The 20,406-nt window shown below is 70.0% G+C and carries 21 protein-coding genes; 7 read left to right on the top strand and 14 right to left on the bottom strand.

Annotated features, from left to right (window positions below; all coding sequences use genetic code 11):
- Positions 1-27: 27 nt before the first annotated feature.
- Positions 28-1,098 (top strand): lipoate--protein ligase, encoded by a 1,071-nt coding sequence (locus tag BM214_RS09175; protein WP_090486039.1) that lies wholly within the window; start codon positions 28-30, stop codon positions 1,096-1,098.
- Positions 1,099-1,146: 48 nt separating this feature from the next.
- On the opposite strand, the gene BM214_RS09170 is transcribed toward BM214_RS09175, so the two are convergent.
- From BM214_RS09170 to BM214_RS09140, 8 genes are all read right to left on the bottom strand, one after another.
- A complete protein-coding gene (locus tag BM214_RS09170; protein ID WP_090486036.1) occupies positions 1,147-1,617 on the bottom strand; it encodes a hypothetical protein in 471 nt (156 codons plus the stop codon).
- Positions 1,618-1,627: 10 nt separating this feature from the next.
- Positions 1,628-2,542 (bottom strand): TIGR01777 family oxidoreductase, encoded by a 915-nt coding sequence (locus BM214_RS09165; protein ID WP_090486033.1) that lies wholly within the window; start codon positions 2,540-2,542, stop codon positions 1,628-1,630.
- A gap of 47 nt (positions 2,543-2,589) precedes the next feature.
- Positions 2,590-2,745 (bottom strand): hypothetical protein, encoded by a 156-nt coding sequence (locus BM214_RS12520; RefSeq protein ID WP_177217639.1) that lies wholly within the window; start codon positions 2,743-2,745, stop codon positions 2,590-2,592.
- A 67-nt stretch (positions 2,746-2,812) separates the two neighbouring features.
- Positions 2,813-3,205 (bottom strand): YajD family HNH nuclease, encoded by a 393-nt coding sequence (locus BM214_RS09160; RefSeq protein ID WP_090486030.1) that lies wholly within the window; start codon positions 3,203-3,205, stop codon positions 2,813-2,815.
- Positions 3,202-4,914, bottom strand: a complete 1,713-nt coding sequence (locus BM214_RS09155) for a potassium channel family protein (RefSeq protein WP_090486027.1) — start codon at positions 4,912-4,914, stop codon at positions 3,202-3,204. The genes BM214_RS09160 and BM214_RS09155 overlap by 4 nt, the downstream gene beginning before the upstream one ends.
- Before the next feature lie 21 nt (positions 4,915-4,935).
- The gene (locus BM214_RS09150; RefSeq protein WP_090486025.1) at positions 4,936-5,319 is read right to left on the bottom strand and encodes a DUF6394 family protein; all 384 of its coding nucleotides are present in this window, start codon (positions 5,317-5,319) and stop codon (positions 4,936-4,938) included.
- 32 nt (positions 5,320-5,351) lie between these two features.
- Positions 5,352-6,071, bottom strand: a complete 720-nt coding sequence (locus BM214_RS09145; protein WP_244887918.1) for a DUF3581 domain-containing protein — start codon at positions 6,069-6,071, stop codon at positions 5,352-5,354.
- Between the two features lie 100 nt (positions 6,072-6,171).
- Positions 6,172-7,521, bottom strand: coding sequence for a M48 family metalloprotease (locus BM214_RS09140; RefSeq protein WP_090486020.1), 1,350 nt, complete (start codon positions 7,519-7,521; stop codon positions 6,172-6,174).
- 174 nt (positions 7,522-7,695) lie between these two features.
- On the opposite strand from BM214_RS09140, the gene BM214_RS09135 reads away from it, so the two are divergent.
- Positions 7,696-8,913 carry a YcjF family protein gene (locus BM214_RS09135; RefSeq protein WP_244887917.1) on the top strand — a complete coding sequence of 406 codons (1,218 nt, stop codon included), beginning with the start codon at positions 7,696-7,698 and terminating at the stop codon, positions 8,911-8,913.
- Positions 8,910-10,475 (top strand): GTPase family protein, encoded by a 1,566-nt coding sequence (locus tag BM214_RS09130; protein ID WP_244887916.1) that lies wholly within the window; start codon positions 8,910-8,912, stop codon positions 10,473-10,475. The genes BM214_RS09135 and BM214_RS09130 overlap by 4 nt, the downstream gene beginning before the upstream one ends.
- A gap of 16 nt (positions 10,476-10,491) precedes the next feature.
- Here the strand turns inward: BM214_RS09130 and BM214_RS09125 are convergent, their stop codons facing one another.
- A complete protein-coding gene (locus BM214_RS09125) occupies positions 10,492-10,692 on the bottom strand; it encodes a hypothetical protein (protein WP_090486015.1) in 201 nt (66 codons plus the stop codon).
- Positions 10,693-10,856: 164 nt separating this feature from the next.
- Between BM214_RS09125 and BM214_RS09120 the strand changes: the two genes are divergently transcribed.
- On the top strand, positions 10,857-11,294 hold the full coding sequence (locus BM214_RS09120) for a DsrE family protein (RefSeq protein ID WP_090486012.1): 438 nt from the start codon (positions 10,857-10,859) through the stop codon (positions 11,292-11,294).
- Positions 11,295-11,385: 91 nt separating this feature from the next.
- On the opposite strand, the gene BM214_RS09115 is transcribed toward BM214_RS09120, so the two are convergent.
- The gene (locus BM214_RS09115) at positions 11,386-11,865 is read right to left on the bottom strand and encodes a YbhB/YbcL family Raf kinase inhibitor-like protein (RefSeq protein WP_090486009.1); all 480 of its coding nucleotides are present in this window, start codon (positions 11,863-11,865) and stop codon (positions 11,386-11,388) included.
- Between the two features lie 89 nt (positions 11,866-11,954).
- The gene (locus BM214_RS09110; protein ID WP_177217638.1) at positions 11,955-13,193 is read right to left on the bottom strand and encodes a sensor domain-containing diguanylate cyclase; all 1,239 of its coding nucleotides are present in this window, start codon (positions 13,191-13,193) and stop codon (positions 11,955-11,957) included.
- 112 nt (positions 13,194-13,305) lie between these two features.
- On the opposite strand from BM214_RS09110, the gene BM214_RS09105 reads away from it, so the two are divergent.
- A complete protein-coding gene (locus BM214_RS09105; protein WP_090486004.1) occupies positions 13,306-14,241 on the top strand; it encodes a cobyrinic acid a,c-diamide synthase in 936 nt (311 codons plus the stop codon).
- A gap of 79 nt (positions 14,242-14,320) precedes the next feature.
- Positions 14,321-15,502: a toxic anion resistance protein gene (locus BM214_RS09100; RefSeq protein ID WP_090486000.1), complete on the top strand. Its 1,182-nt coding sequence runs from the start codon at positions 14,321-14,323 to the stop codon at positions 15,500-15,502.
- A 63-nt stretch (positions 15,503-15,565) separates the two neighbouring features.
- On the opposite strand, the gene BM214_RS09095 is transcribed toward BM214_RS09100, so the two are convergent.
- From BM214_RS09095 to serS, 3 genes are all read right to left on the bottom strand, one after another.
- Complete coding sequence (locus BM214_RS09095; RefSeq protein ID WP_090485996.1) at positions 15,566-15,934, bottom strand: hypothetical protein; 369 nt, start codon at positions 15,932-15,934, stop codon at positions 15,566-15,568.
- Between the two features lie 95 nt (positions 15,935-16,029).
- Positions 16,030-16,644 carry a Spy/CpxP family protein refolding chaperone gene (locus tag BM214_RS09090; protein WP_090485993.1) on the bottom strand — a complete coding sequence of 205 codons (615 nt, stop codon included), beginning with the start codon at positions 16,642-16,644 and terminating at the stop codon, positions 16,030-16,032.
- A 90-nt stretch (positions 16,645-16,734) separates the two neighbouring features.
- Positions 16,735-18,018, bottom strand: coding sequence for a serine--tRNA ligase (gene serS, locus BM214_RS09085; protein WP_090485990.1), 1,284 nt, complete (start codon positions 18,016-18,018; stop codon positions 16,735-16,737).
- Positions 18,019-18,340: 322 nt separating this feature from the next.
- Here serS and BM214_RS09080 point away from each other — a divergent pair, with 322 nt between their 5' ends.
- Positions 18,341-20,248 (top strand): propionyl-CoA synthetase, encoded by a 1,908-nt coding sequence (locus tag BM214_RS09080; RefSeq protein ID WP_090485988.1) that lies wholly within the window; start codon positions 18,341-18,343, stop codon positions 20,246-20,248.
- The last annotated feature ends 158 nt before the right edge of the window (positions 20,249-20,406 follow it).

The following is a 20,406-nucleotide window of genomic DNA, read 5'->3' as shown; positions in this document are numbered from 1 at the left end:
CCAGAGGCGGCCCCTCACGGAGCGACCATGCGACTGCGCGTCCTGGACCTGGATCATCAACCCCCGTACCGCTCCCAGGCGGTGTACCACGGCATCGCCGCGGCCCTGACCGCCGGCGATGACCCGGTGCTCACCCTGCTCAGCCCCTCGGACCCCTACGTCTGCGTGGGGCTGCACCAGGACATCGCCCTGGAGGTGGACGAGGCCTACTGCCAGGAACAGGGCCTACCGGTGATCCGCCGCCGCGTGGGGGGCGGGGCCGTCTATCTGGACCGGCACCAGCTCTTCTTCCACTTCATCTACCCGGCGGAGCACGCCCCACGGCGCATCTCCGAGATCTACGGCCACTTCACCGATCCGGTGATCGAGACCTACCGGCGCCTGGGGGTGGACGCCCACTTCCGCCCCGTGAACGACATCCAGGTGAACGGGCGCAAGATCGGCGGCACCGGCGCCGCCACCCTGGGGGAGGCCACCGTGATGGTGGGCAGCTTCCTGTTCGACTTCGACGTGGACACCATGAGCCGCTGCCTGAAGGTCCCCTCGGAGAAGTTTCGCGACAAGCTGCGCCAGGGCATGGACGACTACATCACCACCCTCACCCGGGAGCTGGGGCATCCCCCCTCCCGGGAGGAGGTGATCGCCACCTTCCTGCAGGCCCTGCGGGATCGGCTGGGGGTGGAGCCGGTGGCGGACAACCCCACCCCCGCCGAGGAGGCCGCCATCGCCCAACAGGAGCGGGCCCTGGCGGACCCGGACTGGACCCATCAGAAGGGCCGCCGTTTCGTGGAGGGAGGGGTCAAGATCGCCGAGGGGACCCACCTGGCCGACGGTGCGGAGAAGGCCCCCGGCGGACTGGTGCGCGCCCGGCTGCTGTCCCGGGACGGCCGCGTGGCGGACCTGTCCCTGAGCGGCGACTTCACCGTATTCCCGCAGACGGGCATGGAGCGCGTCGCGCAGGCACTGCGGGGGTTGCCCCTGGATCCGGAGGGGCTGGAGGTGGCCATCTCCCGGGCCATGCAGCGGGAAGAGATGGACCTGCCGGGTGTGGATCCCCGGCACATCGCCACCGCCATCCTCAACGCCCGCCGCGGCTAGGCACGCCCACGGCCCGAAACGCCGGGTACGGTCCCCGGCGCGGCCGCCCTAAGCCCCCGGCCCCGGGGCCAGGCCGTAGAAACGGGCCACGCGCACGGCGAAATCGTGGATGGGCTCGGGGGAGACGGCATCCGGCAGACCGTCGATGATGCGCCGCCCGTCCCGCAGGTGCAGACAGACCACATAGCGATGGCCCCGCCCGAAGGGATAGCGCTCGATGCTGATGCGCTGCACCCGGGAGAGATCGTGTTCCAGCACCGGGCGCAGGCCGGTGAGCCCCAGCCGCTGGATCTGCACCTTGGCCGGTGAATGGCGGAAGCGGTAGACCGTCACCGGGGAGAGCTTCCACAGGGCGTACCCCAGCATGGCCGCCAGCAGCACCAGGATGGCCAGATTGGCCGCATGCGGCGGGTGACCCGCCACCGCCTGGCGCAGGAAGAAGGTGCCGTACCCCACCAGCCCCACCGCCGGCAGGGCCTGCAGCAGGATGGCCAGGGGATCGGGATGCCGGATCACCATCGCCGTGTCCTCAACCGCCGGCGATCTCGGCCATGGCATGCTCGATGCGCGGATACAGGAAGTCGTAGCCGGCCTCCTGGATCCTGTGCCCCGAGATGTCCTGGGAGTCCAGCACGATGCCGGCCATCTCCCCCATGGCCGCGCGCAATACGAAGGCGGGCACCGGCAGCAGCGCGGGTCGCCCCAGGGCGCGGCCGAAGGCGCGGGAAAAGTCCCGGTTCGACACCGGATGGGGGGCCACGGCGTTATAGGGCCCCTGCATGGTCTCGTCCTTCAGGGCCCGGTCCAGGATCCCCGCCAGGTCGTCCACGTGGATCCAGCTCATCACCTGCCGGCCGTTGCCCACGGGCCCGCCCAGCCCCATCTTGAAGATGGGCAGGAGGCGGTCGATGACCCCGCCGCCGCGGCCCAGGACCACGCCAATGCGCGGGATCACCAGGCGCACCCCTTCCTTTACGTTCCGGGCCTCCGCCTCCCAGTCCCGGCAGATGCGGGCCATGAAGCCCTCCGCCGGGGGGGTATCCTCGTCCAGGGCCTCGGGGCGGTTCACCGGATAGTAGCCGATGGCGGAGGCGGAGACCAGCACGCGGCAGCGGGGGGCGTGGCGGTTGATGCCCTCCACCAGGGCGCGGGTGGGCTCGATGCGGGACTGGAGGATGCGTTTCTTCTGCTGCGGCGTCCAGCGGCGGGCGGCGATGCTCTCCCCCACCAGGTTCACCGCCGCGTCCACCTCCGCCAGCACCTCCGGCGGGATCGGGGAACGGGTGTCCCAGGGGACGAACTCCAGATGCTTCCCGTCGCCCAGACGGCGCCGGGCACTGGCCGCGTTTCGGGTGAGGACGACGAAGGTGTGCCCCTGGGGCTGAAGGCGCTGGATGAGACGGGAACCGACAAAGCCGGTACCGCCGGTGATGAGGATTCTCATACTGGGCTCCTTGAGTGCTTCCTGTCCGGAACGGGGAGATGGCCAGGCTAACGCCGATCCCGATCCTGCTCCCGCTCTGCCTTGCGCCGCTGCAGTTCCTCGCGGTCCCGGCGCAGGGAGCGGAACTGCCACAGGCCGAAGACGATCACCACGGCGATGATCATCAGCCCCTCGAGCATCTTCACATCCAATTGCGCAGCCATGGTCTGCCTCCGGTGGGATCGTCCCTGGGAAGCTACGCCGCGGCCACCGGGCGGTCAAGACGACGATTCAAGGGGACTTTCCGCCGTCCCCATCCCCCTTGAGCAGATCCCCCAGGGCGGCAAAGGGGTTGTGGGTGGCCCCCCGGGCCCCCGCGGGGCCGCCGTCCCCGCCGCCGCGAGCCGCCTCGATGAGGCGCTGGTGCTCGTTGTCGTGGCAGTACACACACAACAGCTCCCAGTTGGAGCCATCCAACGGATTGTTGTCGTGATTGTGGTCCCGGTGGTGCACGGTGAGTTCGTGCACGTTGCGCTGATCGAAGCTGCGGCCGCAACGACCACACACCCAGGGATACATCTTCAGGGCCCGGGCACGGTAGCCCTGCTCCCGCTCCTGGCGCTGGCGCTGGCTCTCGGCCACCACCCGGTCCAGGCGCGAGCCGCCGTTGGGGTCTTTGCTCATGGATGCCTCCTCTCTCGTTCTGCCGTGGCGCGGGCGAGCCAGTTCCAGAGCAGGCCCTCGGGCCGGCTCTCCCCGGTGACCAGATAGCGCAGGGCCCGGGTGTCCCGCAACAGCCGCCGGAAGCGATCCGCCACCCGCGGGCGGCTGCACAGCAGCAGGCAGTCCTCCCGCGCCAGGGTGCGCTCCGCCTCCGGGGTGAGCACCTCCTCCCCGCCGCGCATCCACATCAGGGCCACACATTCCGAACCCTGGTGGCGGCGCTGGCCGGCGTCCAGGAGTTCTCCCAGGGTAACGCTGCGTTCCTGCAGCAGGGCCACCAGGCCCGGGGCCTCTTCGGGTTCGATGCGGATCATCCACACATCCGGCACCACCTCATCGGTGACACCGCCGATGCGGGCGATGAGGGCATCGGCCCAGTCCTTGTCACGCTGGCGGGCGAGGGCCAGGAAACGCGCCAGCAGCGGTGTGCTCAAGTGGGCCAGGATGGCCTCGGCGATCATCTCCCCGGGGCGCATGAGCAGGTCCGGGGAGGCGGCACGGAACAGGGCCTGGTTGTCCCGCTGGTTCTGCCGCGCCACTACGAACAGGTCCGGATTCAGGTCGCGGGCCGTCATCAGGCAGGAGAGGTTGTGGCTATCCCGGTCCGTGCCCGCCACCAGCCCGGCGGCGTGCTCGATGCCGGCCTCGCGCAGCACATCCGCCTCCGTGCCCCGCCCCTGGATGCAGGGACCGTCGCAATGGGCGCGCCCGGCATCGTGCTCCACCACCACGGTGGTCAGCCCCTGGGCCAGCAGACCCCGGCGCACCGACTGCCCCAGGCGGCCGAAGCCCACGATCACCCAGTGCCCCCGGGGCGGGTCCACCGGCAACGGCAGGGGCGTGCCCGGCACGCTGGTGAGCCATTCATGCAGCAGGTACAGCCCCGGGGAGCGCAGGGCCAGCGCCAGGCGCTCGCCGAAGGCATCGAAGGGATTGACCACATGATCCGCGCCGAAGGAGAGCATGTTCTCCCGCGTGGCGGCGTTGTGGGCGCGGCAGATCACCGGCAGGCGCTCGTTGAGCAACTTTCCGGTGATGGCGATCTTGAGATTGGTCTCGTCGTTGTCGGTCACCGCCACCACGCCCCGGCAGCAGGGATGGTAGAGCCCGCAGGCCACGAGATTGGAAGACAGGGCCGCATCCCCCCGCAGCCCCGGCACATGCACCTGCAGGTCCGCCAGTTCCAGGTCGTTGATGCGCTCGCCGTTCCAGTCCAGCACCACGGCGCCGTGGCCGCGATGCACCAGGGCCTTCACCAGCATGGAGCCCGTGTCCCCGTAGCCGCAGACGATGTAGAAGGGATCGCAGATGCGCCCCACGGCGCGCTCGAAGGACTGGGCGCGCAGGGCCTGGTTGAAGGCCGGGTCCTGGAGCAGGGAGAGGATCTTGCCGATGGCGTAGAGCCAGGCCACCACGGTGAGGTAGATGGAGCCCATGACCCACATGCGCTGGGCGGCGTTGAAGGCATGGGGCAGTTCCCCGAAGCCGATGGTGGTGGCGGTGTAGCTGAGGAAATACAGGGCGTGGAAGATGTCCATGCGCCAGGGGTTGCCCTGGGGGTCTTCCCCGGGGATGAGGATCATCCCCAGGCCCGCCACGGTGTAGGCGGCGATGAGCACCAGCAGCGGATTGCGCATCCGCCGCAGGAAGAGGAAGACGACCTTATCCATGGGGCGGGTCCGCCGCGGCCCTCAGCGCCGCAGGTTGACGGTGTCGATGATCACCAGTACCGCCGACACCACGTTGGCCAGCAGGGCCCCGGCGGCCAGGGAGACGATGGTGGCCATCATGGTCATGTCCACCCCCTGGGCGTGCACCTGGGCGGCATAGCCCCAGACCACCGCCGCCGTGAGCAATTGCAGGTCCGCCACCAGGGAGCTGGCCAGGAGCAGGGCCCCGGTCTGGGTACGATCCCCGAACTTGAGCACCGTGGCCACCAGGTTCACCAGGATCACCGCCAACAGCTCGTAGGTGTTGTGGTGTTCCGGGTAGTAGAACTGACCCAGCACGAAGCCGAAGTTCAGGGTCAGGGCCAGGATGATGAAGAAACCGAAGACCACCTTCTCAAGACTCATGCCCCTGCCCTCCCCTGTTCCATTGGCCGCCGTCAGGCCGCCTGATAGGCCGCCTTCCAGCCATCGTACTGCCGCACCAGGGCATCCATCACCTCCTGTTCGAAGGGGCGCAGGCCTGAGAGCACCAGCTTCTTGCAGCCGCTGCCCACCTCCTGACCCTCCAGCACCAGGTCGAAGTTCAGGTCCACGTCCCCGCGCTTGCCGTTCACCTGCAGATCGGCCTTGGAGAAGACCAGTTGCGGCGCCCCGGCCACGGGCCATTGGCCGAACTCGAAGGCCATGCTGTTGTAGAACACCAGGGGCCGCTGCGGGTTCACCATCACGCCCTGGGACTTCATCAGGGGCACCAGCACATGGGGGAAGTTCTGCCCGGAGAAGGCGGCATAGTCCCGGGTCAGCTGCCCCACCAGGGCGGCATCCCGGGAGGGCTCCCCTTCCCGCTCCACTTCCAGATAGACCTTTCCGGCGGCATCGGCAATGGCCAGATGGGGCGCGTCCGTCTGCGGAAAGCAGAGCTCCACGTCCTCGCCCACCATGTTCTGGAAGGTGAAGGCCATGCGTCGGCTCACACCGTAGTGGGCCAGCACCAGGCAGAACAGCAGGTCCCCCGGCACGCAGAAACGCTTGGCATCCTCGTCGTGGATGGGGTTGAAATCCCCCGCCACCTCCTTGGCGAAGCGGCTGGCCTGGCGGCGCGACACGCGCACGCCGCCGGGCGCACGGCTGTGGAATTCATCGAGATAGGAAGGCACGGGTCCGGTCTCCTTGAGGATGTGCTGCGGGTGGTTCGTTCGGGCCGCAAGGGGCCCGACAGTGTACCCGCCCGTACCCGCCCAGGCCATGGCGGCGGGGCTACTGCCACTGCTGCAAGCGCTGGAGGGCGAACCGACCCTGGGGTGTCGCCGTGCCCACCTGCTCCAGGTAGCGCTGGTAGTACGCCGCCGCCATGCGCCGGTCCTGCATGCCCTCGTAGGCCACGCCCTGCAGGAAGACGGTGTTGGGGTTGCCGGGCAGCAGTTGCTCGTAGCGCCGGAACTGCGCCAGGGCCGCCTCCGGACGGTCCAGGGCCAGCTGGTTCACCCCGCTCAGGTGGATGGCCTGACCCTCCTGGGGATAGGCCTCGCGGGCGGCGTCCAGATAGCGCTGCGCCTCCCGGTGGCGTCCCTGGGCCGACTGGGCCTTGGCCATGAGCACCAGACCGGGGTAGTCCTGGGGCTCGCGCTTGAGGGCCTCGGCGAAGCGTTTCGCCGCCTCCGCCGGCCGCTCCTTCGCCATCAGGGCCTCCCCCTCCCGCTCCGTCTCGATCACCGGCTTGAGGCGGCGCAGGCTGGCGGTGTGGTCCATGTAGCGCTCGCGGCGGGTGGCCCGGTCCAGGGCGGCGCCGTAGCGCTGCCGCGCTTCCCGCCGCGCCGTGTCATAGCGCTCCTGGCTCATGGGGTGGGTGGAGAACATGGCCTCGATGGCATTGGGCTCGTGGTCGGACATGGACCGCAGCCGGTCCATCAGCCCCACCATCCCCTCGGGGTTGTGGCCCGCCTTCACCATGTACTCCAGACCCAGGGCATCCGCCTCGCGTTCGTTCTCCCGGCTGTAATGGGCCAGCAGGGCCGTGGCCCCCACGGCGCTCACGGCATAGATGAGATTGCTGTAGCCCGAGAGCTGCTCCGATTGCCCCGCCGCGATGCCCAGCCCCCCCAGGGCCAGGGAGGCCAGCACCCCCTTGGTGTAGCGTCGGGCCGCATGGCGGGCGTTCACATGCCCCGTCTCGTGCCCCAGCAAGGCCGCCAGCTCCGCCTCGTCCTCCAGCTCCACCATGATCCCCCGGGTGCAGGCCATGCTGCCGGCGGGGAAGGTGTAGGCGTTGATGTAGTTGGCGTTCACCACATGGTGGTCGTAGGGCATGTCCGGCCGATGGGACACCCGCGCCACCCCCATGCCCACCTCCTTCACGTAGGCGGTGACGGTGGCATCCCGCAGCAGGCCGTAGTCGTTGGAGAACTGGTGCGGCGCCTGCTGCCGGTCGATGGCGATCTCCTGGGCCTCGGACATGAGCATGAGCCGCTGCTCCCCCGTGACCGGATCGGTGGCGCAGCCATGGAGCGCCGGCACCGCCACCCCGGCGGAGGCGGCGGACATCAGCCAGAGGAAGTCACGCCGCGTCATGCGGCGCTCCAGGATACGGTTATCGGGATGGTCATGCATGGCGGATCTCCTGGTCCTGGGCCTTGCGACGAAGTCCAACCCAGGCTCTACCCGAAAAGCGGTGTCGAATGCAAGCTGCCTTGTCCCCGCTGGATACCGGGCACCGCCCTCTGCAAAGATAGGCCGGTACGCGTAGCCAACGGAATCCATCCATCTTCCCCGACGGAGGTCCCCTTGTCCCCTGCCCCGTCCTGGCGACGCCTGCTGGATGCCGTCACCGGCGCCGCCCCCGCGCCGGAACTGGATGACCGCATCCGGGAACAGGCCCGGGCCGAGGCCCCGGTACTGTGGCTGCTGGGCAAGGTGCAGTCGGGCAAGAGCTCCATCGTGCGCGCCGTCACCGGGGATACGGACATCGCCATCGGCAATGCCTTCACCCCGTGCACAAGGTCGTCCCGGCTCTACGAGTTCCCCCCCGAGGCGCCGGTGGTGCGTTTTCTCGACACCCGGGGGCTGGAGGAGGCGGACTACGACCCGGCCGAGGACCTGGCGCTGCTGGAGGGCCGGGCCCATGCGGTGGTGGCCGTGGTCCGGGCCATGGACCCGCACCAGGAGGCCGTGCTGGAGGTGCTGCGGGCGGTGCGCCGGCGCCATCCCCACTGGCCGGTGGTGCTGGTGCAGACCCGGCTGCACGATGGCTACCCCGACGGCCGCGACCACCCCGATGCCGCCGCCCTGGCCCGGGACCCGGACCTGGCGGACTTGCGCCGGGCCCTGGAGGCCCAGGCCCGGGCCTTCCAGGATCTGCCCGGGGATGGCCCGATCCATGAGGCGGCGGTGGACCTGACCCCGCCGCAGGAGGGGTTCACCGACCCCCAATACGGCCTGGAGGCCCTGCTGGACGCCCTGGACGCCGGCTGCGCCGACGGCCGGGCGGGGTGGATCCGGGACCTGGCCGAGGAGGCCCGGGCGGGACGCGCCGCCCGGCTGCGGCCGCATATCCTGGGCTATGCCCTCGCCGCCGGGGCCGCCGACGTGTTCCCCATGGTGGGCACGGTGGCCGTGCCCACGGTGCAGGGGCGCATGCTCCACACCATCGCCACCTTCCATGCCGTCCCCTGGGACCGCCCTGCCCTGCGGGCCTTTGCCGCCTCCCTGGGGACGGGCACCCTGCTGGGCATCGGCGCGGGCTTTGCGGCGCGGCAGGTGGGCAAGCTGGTGCCCGGCTACGGCCAAGTGGTGGGGGCCACCGCCGCCGGGGTGGCCAGTGCCTCGGTGACCTACGCCCTGGGCCGCGCCGCCTCCTATTACCTGGAGACCCGCCGCCGGGGCGTGCAGGACCCCCAGGGGGTGCGGGCGGCCTACCGCGGGGCGCTGCGGGAGGCCCATGCACTGTTCCGGCGGCGGGGGCGCGACACCGGCGCCCCGAGGCCGGAGGACCGGACCCCGTGAGGGATACCCGCCGCCTGGGGGCGCTGCTGGCCACCGCGGCCCTGCTGCTGCTGCCCCTGCTGGTGCTCATGCCCCTGGGGGCCCTCTGGCTCTGGCAGCAGGGGTGGCTGCTGTACTGGCTGGGGGCCGGCGCGGTCCTGGGTCTGGCGGGCTATGGCCTGTCCCGCTGGCTGCAGGGGTCGGACGCCCCCCCTGCCGGGGATGGAGAGATCCCCCCGCAGGGGGCGGTCTCGCCCCCGGATGCGGACTGGTCGCAGCGGGACCTGGCGGCCTGGGCCGAGGTGCAGACCCTGGCCGCGGAGGTGGATCCGGCCATCGTCACCCGCTACCGGGACCTGCTGGCGGTGGCCCGTCGCACCATCGCCACGGTGGCCGCCCACTACCATCCCGACGATCGCCATCCGGTGTGGCGCTTCACCCTGCCCGAAGCCCTGCTGCTCACCGAGCGGGTGAGCGTGCGCCTGCGCCGGGTGCTGCTGGACCGGGTGCCCGGCGCCCACCTGATCCGGGTGAGCCGTCTGGTGCGGCTATGGGAGTTGCAGCCGGCGGCCCGCACGGGGCTGAAGTGGTTCCGCGGGGCGGCCTGGGTGTACCGCGCCGCCCGCCTGGTGAACCCCATGGGGGCGGTGCTGGCGGAGACCCGGGAGCGCCTGTTCTCCAGTCTGCTGGATGAGGCGGGGGACGAACTGCGCCGCCGGGGGGGCCGCATCTGGGTGGAGGAAGTGGGCCGCGCCGCCATCGAACTCTATTCCGGGCGGCTGCAGGCCCAGGCAGGGGCCCTGGACGAGGCCGCCCTGGAGCGGGCCGCGGGACCGGGGGTGCCGGTGGACGTGCCCCCGGGGCCGGTGCGCATCCTGGTGGCGGGACAGGGCAAGGCGGGCAAATCCAGCCTCATCAACGCCCTCACCGGCCGCACGGCGGCCGGGGTGGACGTGCTGCCGGCCACCCGTCTGCCCCAGGGCCATACCCTGGAGGCGGCGGGTCTGCCCGGGGCCGTGCTCATCGACACCCCCGCCCTGGAAGGGGCCGAGGAGTTCTCCCAGCTGCTGGCCCAGGCCGACCAGGCCGACTGCATCCTCTGGGTGAGCGCCGCCCACCGGGCCGACCGGGCCATGGACCGGCGCGCCCTGCAGGCCCTGCGCCAGCACTGGGGCCGGGACACCGCCCGCCCCGCCCCGCCGCTGCTGGGGGTGGTGAGCCACGTGGACCGCCTGTCGCCGGCGCGGGAATGGGACCCGCCCTACGATACCCACACCCCCGTGCGCCCCAAGGAACGGGCCATGCGCCAAGCCCTGGAGGCCGTGGCCGCGGACCTGAAGATCCCCGTGGAACAATTGGTGCCGGCACGCCTGGATCAGGCGGACACGGCACTGGATGTGGAACCCATCCTGGCCCTGCTGGCGGCCCATGGGGAACGGGCCCGGCGCTGCCGCGCCCTGCGGGTGGTGAGCCAAGGGGCGCGGGGGCCCTGGCGGCAGGTGCTGGTACAGACCGCCCGCGCCGGGGCCGGGGCGGCCCGGCACTGGATCGGCCGCCGGCACAGGGGGCGTGGGGAAGGCTGATCCGGCCGGGGGTCCGTCACCCCCGGGCGAAGAGATGCCAGAGCAGGAAGCCGCCATAACCCCCCAGCAGGGCCAGGCTCAGGAGGGTGATGGGCCGTATCCCGCTCTCGGGCGGCGGCGGCTCGCCCCGGGCCCGGGCCAGGCGCAGCCGCCACCAGCGCCGGAAACGCCACCAGGCAAAGAGCAGGAGCAGCAGCAGCGTCAGGAACTTGAACATACAGACGATCTCGCGGCGACGGTGTGGCCCCGATTCTCCCAGACTCCCGCGGCGCATCCAAACGGGCCCGGCGGGCGGAACCCGGTGCCGGCATGGAGCACAAGACATACATCAGCACTTGGTGATATGGTGATGTTTCTTTCCACACAAGGAGACACCGAACCATGCAACGCTTCAAGAACGGTCTCATCGCCATCACCGCCCTGCTGGCCCTGGGCCTGATGCCTCTGGCCCAGGCGGAGGATGACAACAAGGTGCTGGTGACGGTGACCACGGGCGACGCCCAGACCCAGGCCATGGCCATGATCCTCACCGGCCAGCTGGTGCAGCGCGGCGCCGATGTGCGCATCCTGCTCTGCGACCAGGCCGGCGAAATGGGCACCACCGCCTTTGAAGGCCCCACCTTCAAGGGCCCCGACGCCAACGCCCAGCAGATCATGCAGAAGGTGATGAAGGGCGGCGCCCAGGTGGATGTCTGCGCCCTGTTCCTGCCCAACAGCGACTTCACCCAGGACGATCTCATCGACGGCGTGGGAGCCGCCACGCCCCAGGAGATGGGCGAGTACATGATCGACGAGGACGTGCGTTTCCTGAGCTTCTAACGCCACGCGGCGCGTTCGATCCCCATGCAAAAGGGGCGCCCCGGCAGATCCGGGGCGCCCCTTTTTGTATGCCCAGCGACAGCTGGCGGCCTCAGTCGCGGCGGTAGACCCCGGTGAGGCGGTTCATGCCCAGGATGGCGGGCTCCACCTGCTCCAGCAGTTCCCAAAGGCCCAGACCCTCGGGCAGATCCGGCTCCCGGTCCAGGGCCAGCACCCAGAAGTAGTAGCGGTGTGTGCCATGGCCCTGGGGGGGCATGGGGCCGCCGTAGCCGGTGCGGCCGAAGTCGGTGCCTCCGGCGGTGTAACCCTGCACCCCTTCCGGCAGTTCCTGCACCGTGGCAGGGATGTTGTAGAGCACCCAGTGCACGAAACCGTAGGTGCCCCGGGGGGAGACCAGCGGGGCGTCGGGATCGTGGCAGATCACGGCGAAGCTGCGGGTGCCCGCCGGCGCCCCGGACCAGGCCAGCGCCGGGGAGACATCCTCCCCCTCGCCGGTATGGCGCGCGGGGATGGCCGCGCCGTCGGCGAAGGCCGGACTCTCAACCTGCATATCGGACAGTGCAAACCCCATGGGTGGCCTCCTTGTATGTGCAATGGATGGGACGCTGACTGGTTCCGGAGTCTAACGGGGATGCGGGGCGGCGGGAAACCGGCCCCTGCTCAGCCGCACTCGATACGGTTGCGGCCGCCTTCCTTGGCCCGATAGAGGGCGTCATCCGCCCGCCGCAACAGGCGCTTGCGGGAATCCCTCTCCCGGTACCCGGCCACCCCCAGGCTCAAGGTGATCCGCCCCACCCGGTCATGGCTCTCACCGGCCACCCCGGCGCGGATGCGTTCGGCCAGTCCGCAGGCGGCCTTGGCGTCGGCCTTGGGCACCAGGATGAGGAACTCTTCGCCGCCCCAGCGGATGGCGAAGTCCGAATCCCGGGTGAGTGTACGCAACTGCTGACCCACCCGGGTGAGGATCTGATCCCCCACCCCATGGCCATAATGATCGTTGATTGCCTTGAAGTGATCGATATCCGCCATGATGACGCTGAAGATCTCGCCATAGCGGCAGGCCCGGTTCCATTCCCGCTCCAGGATCTGCTCGCCGAAGCTGCGGTTGGGAAGGCCGGTGAGCAGGTCCATGGTGGCCATGCGGCGCAGGGCCTGCTCCATGTGCACCCGCTCGCTGATGTCCTTGCCGATGCTCAGGAAGTGGGTGATCTCCCCCAGACGGTTGCGCACCGGGGTGATGGTCTGCTCCAGGTGGAAGAGGGAGCCGTCCCTGGCGTGGTTGACGAAGGTGGCGCGAAAAGGGCCCCCCCCCTTCACGGTGGTCCAAAGCTCGCGGTAGAACTCTTGGTCGTGGTGTCCGGACTGGAGCAGGCGGGGGTTCTTCCCCAGGACCTCCTCGCGGTCGTAGCCCGTGCGCGCCTCGAAGGCGGGATTGGCATAGACGATGCGCCCCTCCCAATCGGTCATCACCACCTGATCGGAGTTCACCTCCAGGGCCGAGGCCATGAGATCGTAGCGGTCCTCGGCCGCCACCTGCTCGGAGATGTCCCGCTGCACCGAGACGAAATAGGCCACCTGCCCGTTCTCATCGCGCACCGGGGAGATGTTCCACTCCACGTAGTAGGAACTGCCATCCTTGCGGTAATTCACGGTGCTGCCCTGGAAATAGCGCCCCTCCCGCAGGCACTCGCGCAGGCGCTGGATGGTCTGGGGCTGGGTACGGGGCCCCTGCAGGAGGCGCGGATTGCGGCCGTACAGCTCCTCGGCGGCATAGCCCGTCATGCGCACGAAGGCGGGGTTGACGTAGACGATACGCGGCCCCGGGGGCTCCAGGTCCGCCGTGGTGATCACCACGGCGTTGAAGGACTGCTCCACGGCGGCCTGAAGCAACCCGTCCATGGGCAGCCCCGGGGCCGGCGAGGGGATGGATGTGGGATCATTCGGACTCATTCTGGAATGATAGTGGATCTCTCCCCTGGCCAGAAGGGATGGATTCGGTACACTCCCCTTCATGTTCCCATTCCTGCAAGGCTTCGCCTACGGGCTCTTCCTCTCCTGCCTGCCCTGGCTGATCCTGGGGCTGATGGAGCCGCGCTGGGCCCTGCCCACCGATCCCCCGCGCCGCTGGCAGGTGCTGCTGCGTTACTGGCTGCTGTTTCCCTTCCTCGCCTTCGTGCTCTGGCTCACCTCCCTGTGGGGCGGTTTCGGGGCCTCCCTGGGAGGCTGGATCGCCGGTCTGCTCGCCATTTCCGTGGAAATCCCGGCGGAACGGGCCTGGCGCCGCTGGCGGGTACACCGGGCGCGGCAGCGCCAGGCGGCCCGGGCCCGCGCCGCCGCCGAGCAGCGCCGCGCGGAACAGGAACAGAAGGCCCGGGAGGCGGGCCTGGCGGTGCTGGACCCACAGCGCCCCCCGGTGGACGCCGACGATCTGGTGCGGGCCCTGTGCGAGGCCAAGGGGCGGCTGCTGCAGGCCCGCCGCCCGGATCTGGCCCCCCAGGCGGACCGGCTCTACACCCGCTACGGCCATGTCAACCGCCTCCTGGACGGCAAGTTCGACCCCCGGGAACTGACCCACGAGCGCTCCCGCAAGCTGGTGGCCGAGGTGGCCTGGTCCGCCGTGGATCAGCTCAATACCATGGCCTCGGTGGCCCGGGGACTCCTGGGGGTGGACCCCCAGGAGGTCCGCCGCCGCCTGGCGCAGCCGGCCCTGGCCGATGAGGAACGCCGCGCCCTGGAGCGGCGCATGGAACTGGTGGAGACCACGGAGGCCCGTTTGCGGGAATTGAAGGCCCGCAACGAGGCCGCCCTCACCGCCCTGGACGATGCCGCGGTGACGGTGTCGGCGCTGAACACCCAGCGCCCCCGGGCCGGGGTGGCGGCGGAACAGGCCCTGGAGGACCTGCGCCGCTTCGTGGATCAGGCCCACCGCTACGACCGTTCCTCCTGAGCGCCGCCCGCGACCTTGGGGGCGGTCCGCCGTTCATTTTCCAGCCGGCCTTGGGCCGGCCCTGTGCACGAGGTGATCCATGAGTACAGAGCGGGACGATACCGGGGGGGATGCCCTCAACCTCTCCCTGCCCCCGGCCCAGGAGATCGAATCCCAGGTGAAGGATGAGAGTGATCCCGGGGGCGTGGAGGACGACCCGGAACTGGTGCAGCGGGCGGAAAGTTTCCTGGAACAGGTCCTGGCAGCGGGAGAGGGGGATCCGCGCCAGCGCCAGGCGGTGGACGAGATGGGGCTGGACGTGCAGCGCCAGGCGGCCCACCGCAGCGAGATGCTCAAGACCCCCCTGCGCAAGCTGGCGCACCAGGGGGACGAGGGGGGACCGGTGGCCCGGACCCTGCTGGCGCTGCGGGAACGCATGGAGGCCCTGGACCCGAAACGGCATAACCTCCAGGGCCGCGGTCTGGCCGGTCTGCTGTCCCGGCTGCCGGGGATGGCCTCCCCCATCAAGCGCTACTTCCACAAGTTCGAGACCGCCCAGGAGGCCCTGGATCACATCCTCAAGGACCTGGAGGCGGGGCGGGACATGCTGCACCGGGACAACCTCACCCTGGCGGACGATCAGCAATCCCTGCGCGAGAGCCTGGAACAGCTCCGCCGCCAGGTGGCCCTGGGGCGGCTCATCGACCGGCGCCTGACCCAGAAGGCCGCGGAACGGGACGACGGGGACCCGCAGAAGCGCTTTATCCAGGAGGAACTGCTCTTCCCCCTGCGCCAGCGCATCGTGGACCTGCAGCAGCAGCTCACCGTGAGCCAGCAGGGGATCCTGGCCCTGGAGGTGGTGATCCGCAACAACCGCGAGCTCATGCGCGGCGTGGACCGGGCCATCAACGTCACCGTCTCCGCCCTCAACGTGGCGGTGACCGTGGCCCTGGCCCTGGCCAATCAGCGCCTGGTGCTGGACCGGGTGGAGGCCCTGAACACCACCACCTCCGACCTCATCGCCGGCACCGCCCAGGCCCTGCGCGGCCAGGGGGTGGAGATCCAGAACCGGGCGGCCTCCACGGTGCTGGACATGGAGAAACTGGAACAGGCCTTCGCGGACGTGGTAGGGGCCATCGACGAGGTGTCCCGCTACCGCCGCGAGGCCCTGCCCCGTCTGGATGCCCAGATCGACCGGCTCGACCACCTGGCCTCGGAGGGCACCCAGGCCATCCGGCGCATGGACCGGGGCAGCGCCGCGCAGGCGGACCCGCCGGTGTAAGTTCCTCCCTCAAGCCAAACCGGTAGACGGGGACGAGGGGGGACCGTCCCGGGCCACCGGGGATCAGTCCCGGTGCCGCTCCTCGTCCCGCTCCACCGGCGGGTCGATGGGGGGCGGACCGGCCCGCTTCTGGGCGACGATCTGGGCCACCAGGTGAGCGATGCCCAGGATGAAGGCCAGGGGGAACAGCAGGGCCAGCACCGGCACCGGACCCCAGACGAAGAGGAACCCCAGGGGGGAGATCTGCACCAGCCACAGGCCGAAGGCGACGAGGATCCAGCGCCCGGCGAAGGTGGCGCAATGGTCCCGGCACCAGACGGCCCGGGCCAAGCGCTGCTCCGGGGTGGCCCGGGGCATGGCGCGCAGGCACCAGGGGGCGAGGAGATAGGAGAGGATGGTATCCGCCAGGGAGGCGCTTGCTCGACGGGGCATGGGATGCGGGTCACCTCGGGAAACGGGATGGGCGGGATGGGCAGGGTGTGCGGGGGTTCCCGCACCGGGGATCCCCCCCGGTGCGGGCGGAGGGACTACTGCGCATCATCCTCCTGCCAGCGCGGACCTTGCCCCTGTCCCGGGACACGATCCTGCGGCGGCCCCCTGCGGTCCGCGTTGCCGCCACCGGGGCCGCGGCCCTGGCCGGGGGCACCGGCATCGCCACCGCCGTTCATGCGCTCCCAGGGGGTGGGGGCCTCATCCAGGATCCGGCGCTGCTGCGGGGTGAGGGCCTCATAGAGGCGCTCCGCCGCGTCCCGGGCCTCCCGCGCCTCCTCCGCCCGGGCCTCGGCCATGGCGGCCCGGTTGCGCATGCGGGTCAGGAAACCGGTCTCCCCCATGGCCTGGCGGCGCATGTCCCGCTGCTCTGCAGGCATACGCGGCCCCAGGTGCCCCATGAATGCTTCCCACAGGGGGCGCTGCTCACGGGTGAGATCCAGGTCCTCCTCCAGCTGCGCCATGCCCTGCCCCATGTTGCCCTGGCCACGGCCGCCGGAGGGGCCCATGCCCTGCTGGCCGGGGCCTCCGCCCTGCCCCATCTGGCCCTGCCCCTGATACTGGGCCGTGGCCAAGGGGGAGACCGCCAGCAGCGCCACCAGGGCGCAGGCGGTGGCCAGGGGACGGAAAGGGATCGGTTGTATCGACTTCATAGGGACACCTCCCGGCGCCTTCGCGCCTCGATTGAGTACTCACCCGATTCTAGGAGAGATCCCGGCGGCGGGGCGGAGGCGCCGCGCGACTCAGGCCTGAGGATCCAGCACCTCCACCCCGCCCATGTAGGGCCGCAGGGCGGCGGGGACATGGATGCGCCCCTGTTCGTCCTGATGGTTCTCCACCACCGCCACCAGGGCGCGCCCCACCGCCAGCCCCGAGCCGTTGAGGGTGTGCAGCAGCTCCGGCTTGCCCGTCTCCGGGTTGCGGTAGCGGGCCATCATGCGCCGGGCCTGGAAGGCCTCGAAGTTGGAGCAGGAAGAGATCTCCCGGTAACGCCCCTGGCCGGGCAGCCACACCTCCAGGTCGTAGGTCTTGGCGGCGGAGAAGCCCAGGTCCCCGGTGCACAGGGTCATCACCCGGTAGGGCAACTCCAGGCGCTGCAGGATGGCCTCGGCATGGCCCGTGAGGGTCTCCAGGGCCGTCCAGGAGTCCTGGGGCGGCACCATCTGCACCAGTTCCACCTTCTCGAACTGATGCTGGCGGATCAGGCCGCGGGTGTCCTTGCCGTAGGAGCCCGCCTCGGAGCGGAAGCAGGGGGTGTGGCAGACGAAACGGGCGGGGACCTCGCCGGCCTCCAGGATGCGTTCCCGGGCCAGGTTGGTGACGGGCACCTCGGCGGTGGGGATGAGGTAGTAGCCGGGATCGTCCCCCATGCGGAACAGGTCCGCCGCGAACTTGGGCAACTGGCCCGTGCCCCGCAGGCTGTCGGCGTTCACCAGGTAGGGCACATACACCTCCTGATAGCCGTGTTCGCCGGTGTGCACGTCCAGCATGAACTGGATCAGGGCACGGTGCAGGCGGGCCATGGGCCCGCGCAGGACGGCGAAGCGGCTGCCGCTGATGCGGGCGGCGCTGTCAAAGTCCATCCAGCCGTTGTGGGCCCCCAGATCCACGTGGTCCCGGGGCTCAAAGTCGAATCGGCGCGGCTCGCCCCAGCGGCGCACCTCCGCGTTCTGGTCCTCGTCCTCACCCACCGGCACGCTCTCGTGGGGCAGGTTGGGCACCCCCATGAGGAATTCCGAGAGTTCCTCCTGCAGGGCCGACAGGCGCGCCTCACAATCCTTGAGCTCGTCCCCCAGCCGGCCCACCTCCGCCTTCAGGGGCTCGATGTCCTCCCCCCGGGCCTTGGCCTGGCCGATGGCCTTGGAGCGGCTGTTGCGCTCGCTCTGCAGTTCCTGGGTGCGCGTCTGCAGGGTCCGGCGCTCGGACTCCATGCGGCCAAAGGCCTCGATGTCCAGGGTGAAGCCGCGGTCGGCCAGTTGCGATGCGACCCCTTCCGGGTCGTTTCTCAGGGTCTTGGGATCAAGCATGTCGTCGGATTCGGTGGGTGGGTCGGTTTTTGGCGATGGTAGCACACCGCCCCCCGGGGCCCCGACCGTGTTCCCACGGCCGGATCCGGACCATCCCGGCACCCGATGATGCGCTGCAATGACATGGATCAAAAGTCAACAGATAACCCCTATAGGGACGGAATATTGACCCATTAGGTGGTCATGGGATCACGATTGTTGACACATTGAAAAAATCCTCTAAGGTCATGCCTGAAACGCAGCCCGGCCGGGCCCACTCACACCAGGCCGCGCCCCCGGCGCGGCCGCCCCTTGCGGGGACAACCAACAGCAGGAGCGAGTCATGGGTTATGCAGAGGTATACGACCGCGCGGTGAGAGATCCGGAGGGGTTCTGGGCCGAGGCGGCCCAGGACATCCACTGGGACCGACCCTGGGACCGGGTGCTGGATGACGACCATGCCCCCTTCTACCGCTGGTTCGCCGGCGGCCAGCTCAACACCTGCTATAACGCCGTGGACCGGCACGTGGACAACGGCCGCGGCGACCAGCCCGCCATCATCTACGACAGCCCCGTGGCCCAGACCAAGCGGGTCATCACCTACCGGGAACTGCAGCGGCAGGTGGCCCTGTTCGCTGGCGGTCTCGCCCGCCTGGGGGTGGAAAAGGGCGACCGCGTGATCATCTACATGCCCATGGTGCCCGAGGCCCTGGTGGCCATGCTGGCCTGCGCCCGCCTGGGGGCCATCCACTCGGTGGTGTTCGGGGGCTTTTCCGCCAACGAGCTGTGCACCCGCATCAACGACGCCAAGCCCCGGGTGATGGTGGGCGGCTCCTGCGGCATCGAACCCAGCCGGGTGGTGCCCTACAAGCCGCTGCTGGACAAGGCCATCGAGATGGCCGAACACAAGCCCGAGCACTGCATCATCCTGCAGCGCCCCCAGGGCCCCGGGGAACTGATGCCGGGGCGGGACCTGGAATGGAATGAAGCGGTACAGGACGTGGAACCCCACCCCTGCGTGCCGGTGGAGGCCACCGACCCGCTCTACATCCTCTATACCTCCGGCACCACCGGCAAACCCAAGGGCGTGGTGCGGGACAACGGCGGCCATGCCGTGGCCATGCACTGGAGCATGAAGCACATCTATGGCATGGAGCCGGGGGAGGTCTTCTGGGCCGCCTCCGACGTGGGCTGGGTGGTGGGCCACTCTTACATCGTCTATGCGCCCCTGATCTACGGCTGCACCACCGTGGTGTACGAGGGCAAGCCGGTGGGCACGCCGGACCCGGGGGCCTTCTGGCGGGTGATCCAGGAACACGGGGTGTCGGTGATGTTCACCGCTCCCACCGCCTTTCGCGCCATCAAGAAGGAGGACCCGAAGGCGGAACACCTCAAGCGCTATGACCTCTCCGGCTTCCGCGCCCTGTTCCTGGCCGGTGAGCGCTGTGATCCCGACACCCTCAACTGGGCCGGGGAGATCCTGCAGCGCCCCGTCATCGACCACTGGTGGCAGACGGAAACGGGCTGGGCCATCGCCGGCAACTTCCTTGGCATCGAGCAGCTGCCCATCCACCCCGGCAGCGCCGGCAAGCCCGTGCCGGGCTACAACGTGCAGATCCTGGACGACAACGGCAATCCGGTACCGGCCGGGCAGATGGGGCGCATCATGATCCAGCTGCCCCTGCCCCCGGCCTGTCTGCCCACCCTGTGGCAGAACGACGAGCGCTTCCACCAGGCCTATCTCAGCGCCCAGCCCGGCTACTACCTCACCGGCGACTCCGGCTATCTGGACGAGGAGGGCTTCCTCTATGTCATGGGCCGCATCGACGACACCATCAACGTGGCCGGCCACCGCCTCTCCACCGGGGCCATGGAGGAGGTCCTGGCCAGCCATCCGGCGGTGGCCGAGTGCGCCGTCATCGGCGTGCAGGACCCCCTCAAGGGCTCCCTGCCCATGGGGCTGGTGGTGATGAAGAGCGGTGTGGACCTGGCGGAAGACGAACTGCGCCGGGAACTGGTGGAGCGGGTGCGGGACCAGATCGGCCCCGTGGCCGCCTTCAAGCTGGTGGCGGTGGTGAGCCGGCTGCCCAAGACCCGTTCCGGGAAGATCCTGCGGGCGGTCATGCGCAAGATCGCCGACAACGAGCCCTACCAGGCCCCGGCCACCATCGACGACCCGGCCATCCTGGACGAGATCCAGCAGCAACTGGGCCGCATCGGCTACGCCGGGGCCAAACAGACCACCGGCTGAGGCCGGCTCACCCCCTCGCGGCGGCGGCCTCCTCGGGGGCCGCCCCGGGCCCGCCCGCTCGCCCTGGCTCATGCGCACCGGACGGGAATAACCATAGTCCTGAGATTGTCATCAAACCCCGGGGTTTACCCGGATTTTCAGGCCTGCTAACCTGATAT

The organism is Ectothiorhodospira mobilis (assembly GCF_900114895.1).
Classification (GTDB): domain Bacteria; phylum Pseudomonadota; class Gammaproteobacteria; order Ectothiorhodospirales; family Ectothiorhodospiraceae; genus Ectothiorhodospira; species Ectothiorhodospira mobilis_A.
This window is presented reverse-complemented; position numbering and strand designations above follow the sequence as displayed.

Bases quoted from the DNA above. Each gene is read 5' to 3' on its own strand.
- BM214_RS09105 (WP_090486004.1), top strand. From the start codon at position 13,306: ATGTTCCCATTCCTGCAAGGCTTCGCCTACGGGCTCTTCCTCTCCTGC.
- BM214_RS09160 (WP_090486030.1), bottom strand. From the start codon at position 3,205: ATGAGCAAAGACCCCAACGGCGGCTCGCGCCTGGACCGGGTGGTGGCC.
- BM214_RS09125 (WP_090486015.1), bottom strand. From the start codon at position 10,692: ATGTTCAAGTTCCTGACGCTGCTGCTGCTCCTGCTCTTTGCCTGGTGG.
- BM214_RS09170 (WP_090486036.1), bottom strand. From the start codon at position 1,617: ATGGTGATCCGGCATCCCGATCCCCTGGCCATCCTGCTGCAGGCCCTG.
- BM214_RS12520 (WP_177217639.1), bottom strand. From the start codon at position 2,745: ATGGCTGCGCAATTGGATGTGAAGATGCTCGAGGGGCTGATGATCATC.
- BM214_RS09155 (WP_090486027.1), bottom strand. From the start codon at position 4,914: ATGGATAAGGTCGTCTTCCTCTTCCTGCGGCGGATGCGCAATCCGCTG.
- BM214_RS09165 (WP_090486033.1), bottom strand. From the start codon at position 2,542: ATGAGAATCCTCATCACCGGCGGTACCGGCTTTGTCGGTTCCCGTCTC.
- BM214_RS09140 (WP_090486020.1), bottom strand. From the start codon at position 7,521: ATGCATGACCATCCCGATAACCGTATCCTGGAGCGCCGCATGACGCGG.
- BM214_RS09095 (WP_090485996.1), bottom strand. From the start codon at position 15,934: ATGCCCCGTCGAGCAAGCGCCTCCCTGGCGGATACCATCCTCTCCTAT.
- BM214_RS09120 (WP_090486012.1), top strand. From the start codon at position 10,857: ATGCAACGCTTCAAGAACGGTCTCATCGCCATCACCGCCCTGCTGGCC.
- BM214_RS09080 (WP_090485988.1), top strand. From the start codon at position 18,341: ATGGGTTATGCAGAGGTATACGACCGCGCGGTGAGAGATCCGGAGGGG.
- BM214_RS09115 (WP_090486009.1), bottom strand. From the start codon at position 11,865: ATGGGGTTTGCACTGTCCGATATGCAGGTTGAGAGTCCGGCCTTCGCC.
- BM214_RS09090 (WP_090485993.1), bottom strand. From the start codon at position 16,644: ATGAAGTCGATACAACCGATCCCTTTCCGTCCCCTGGCCACCGCCTGC.
- BM214_RS09110 (WP_177217638.1), bottom strand. From the start codon at position 13,193: ATGGACGGGTTGCTTCAGGCCGCCGTGGAGCAGTCCTTCAACGCCGTG.
- BM214_RS09150 (WP_090486025.1), bottom strand. From the start codon at position 5,319: ATGAGTCTTGAGAAGGTGGTCTTCGGTTTCTTCATCATCCTGGCCCTG.
- BM214_RS09175 (WP_090486039.1), top strand. From the start codon at position 28: ATGCGACTGCGCGTCCTGGACCTGGATCATCAACCCCCGTACCGCTCC.
- BM214_RS09100 (WP_090486000.1), top strand. From the start codon at position 14,321: ATGAGTACAGAGCGGGACGATACCGGGGGGGATGCCCTCAACCTCTCC.
- serS (WP_090485990.1), bottom strand. From the start codon at position 18,018: ATGCTTGATCCCAAGACCCTGAGAAACGACCCGGAAGGGGTCGCATCG.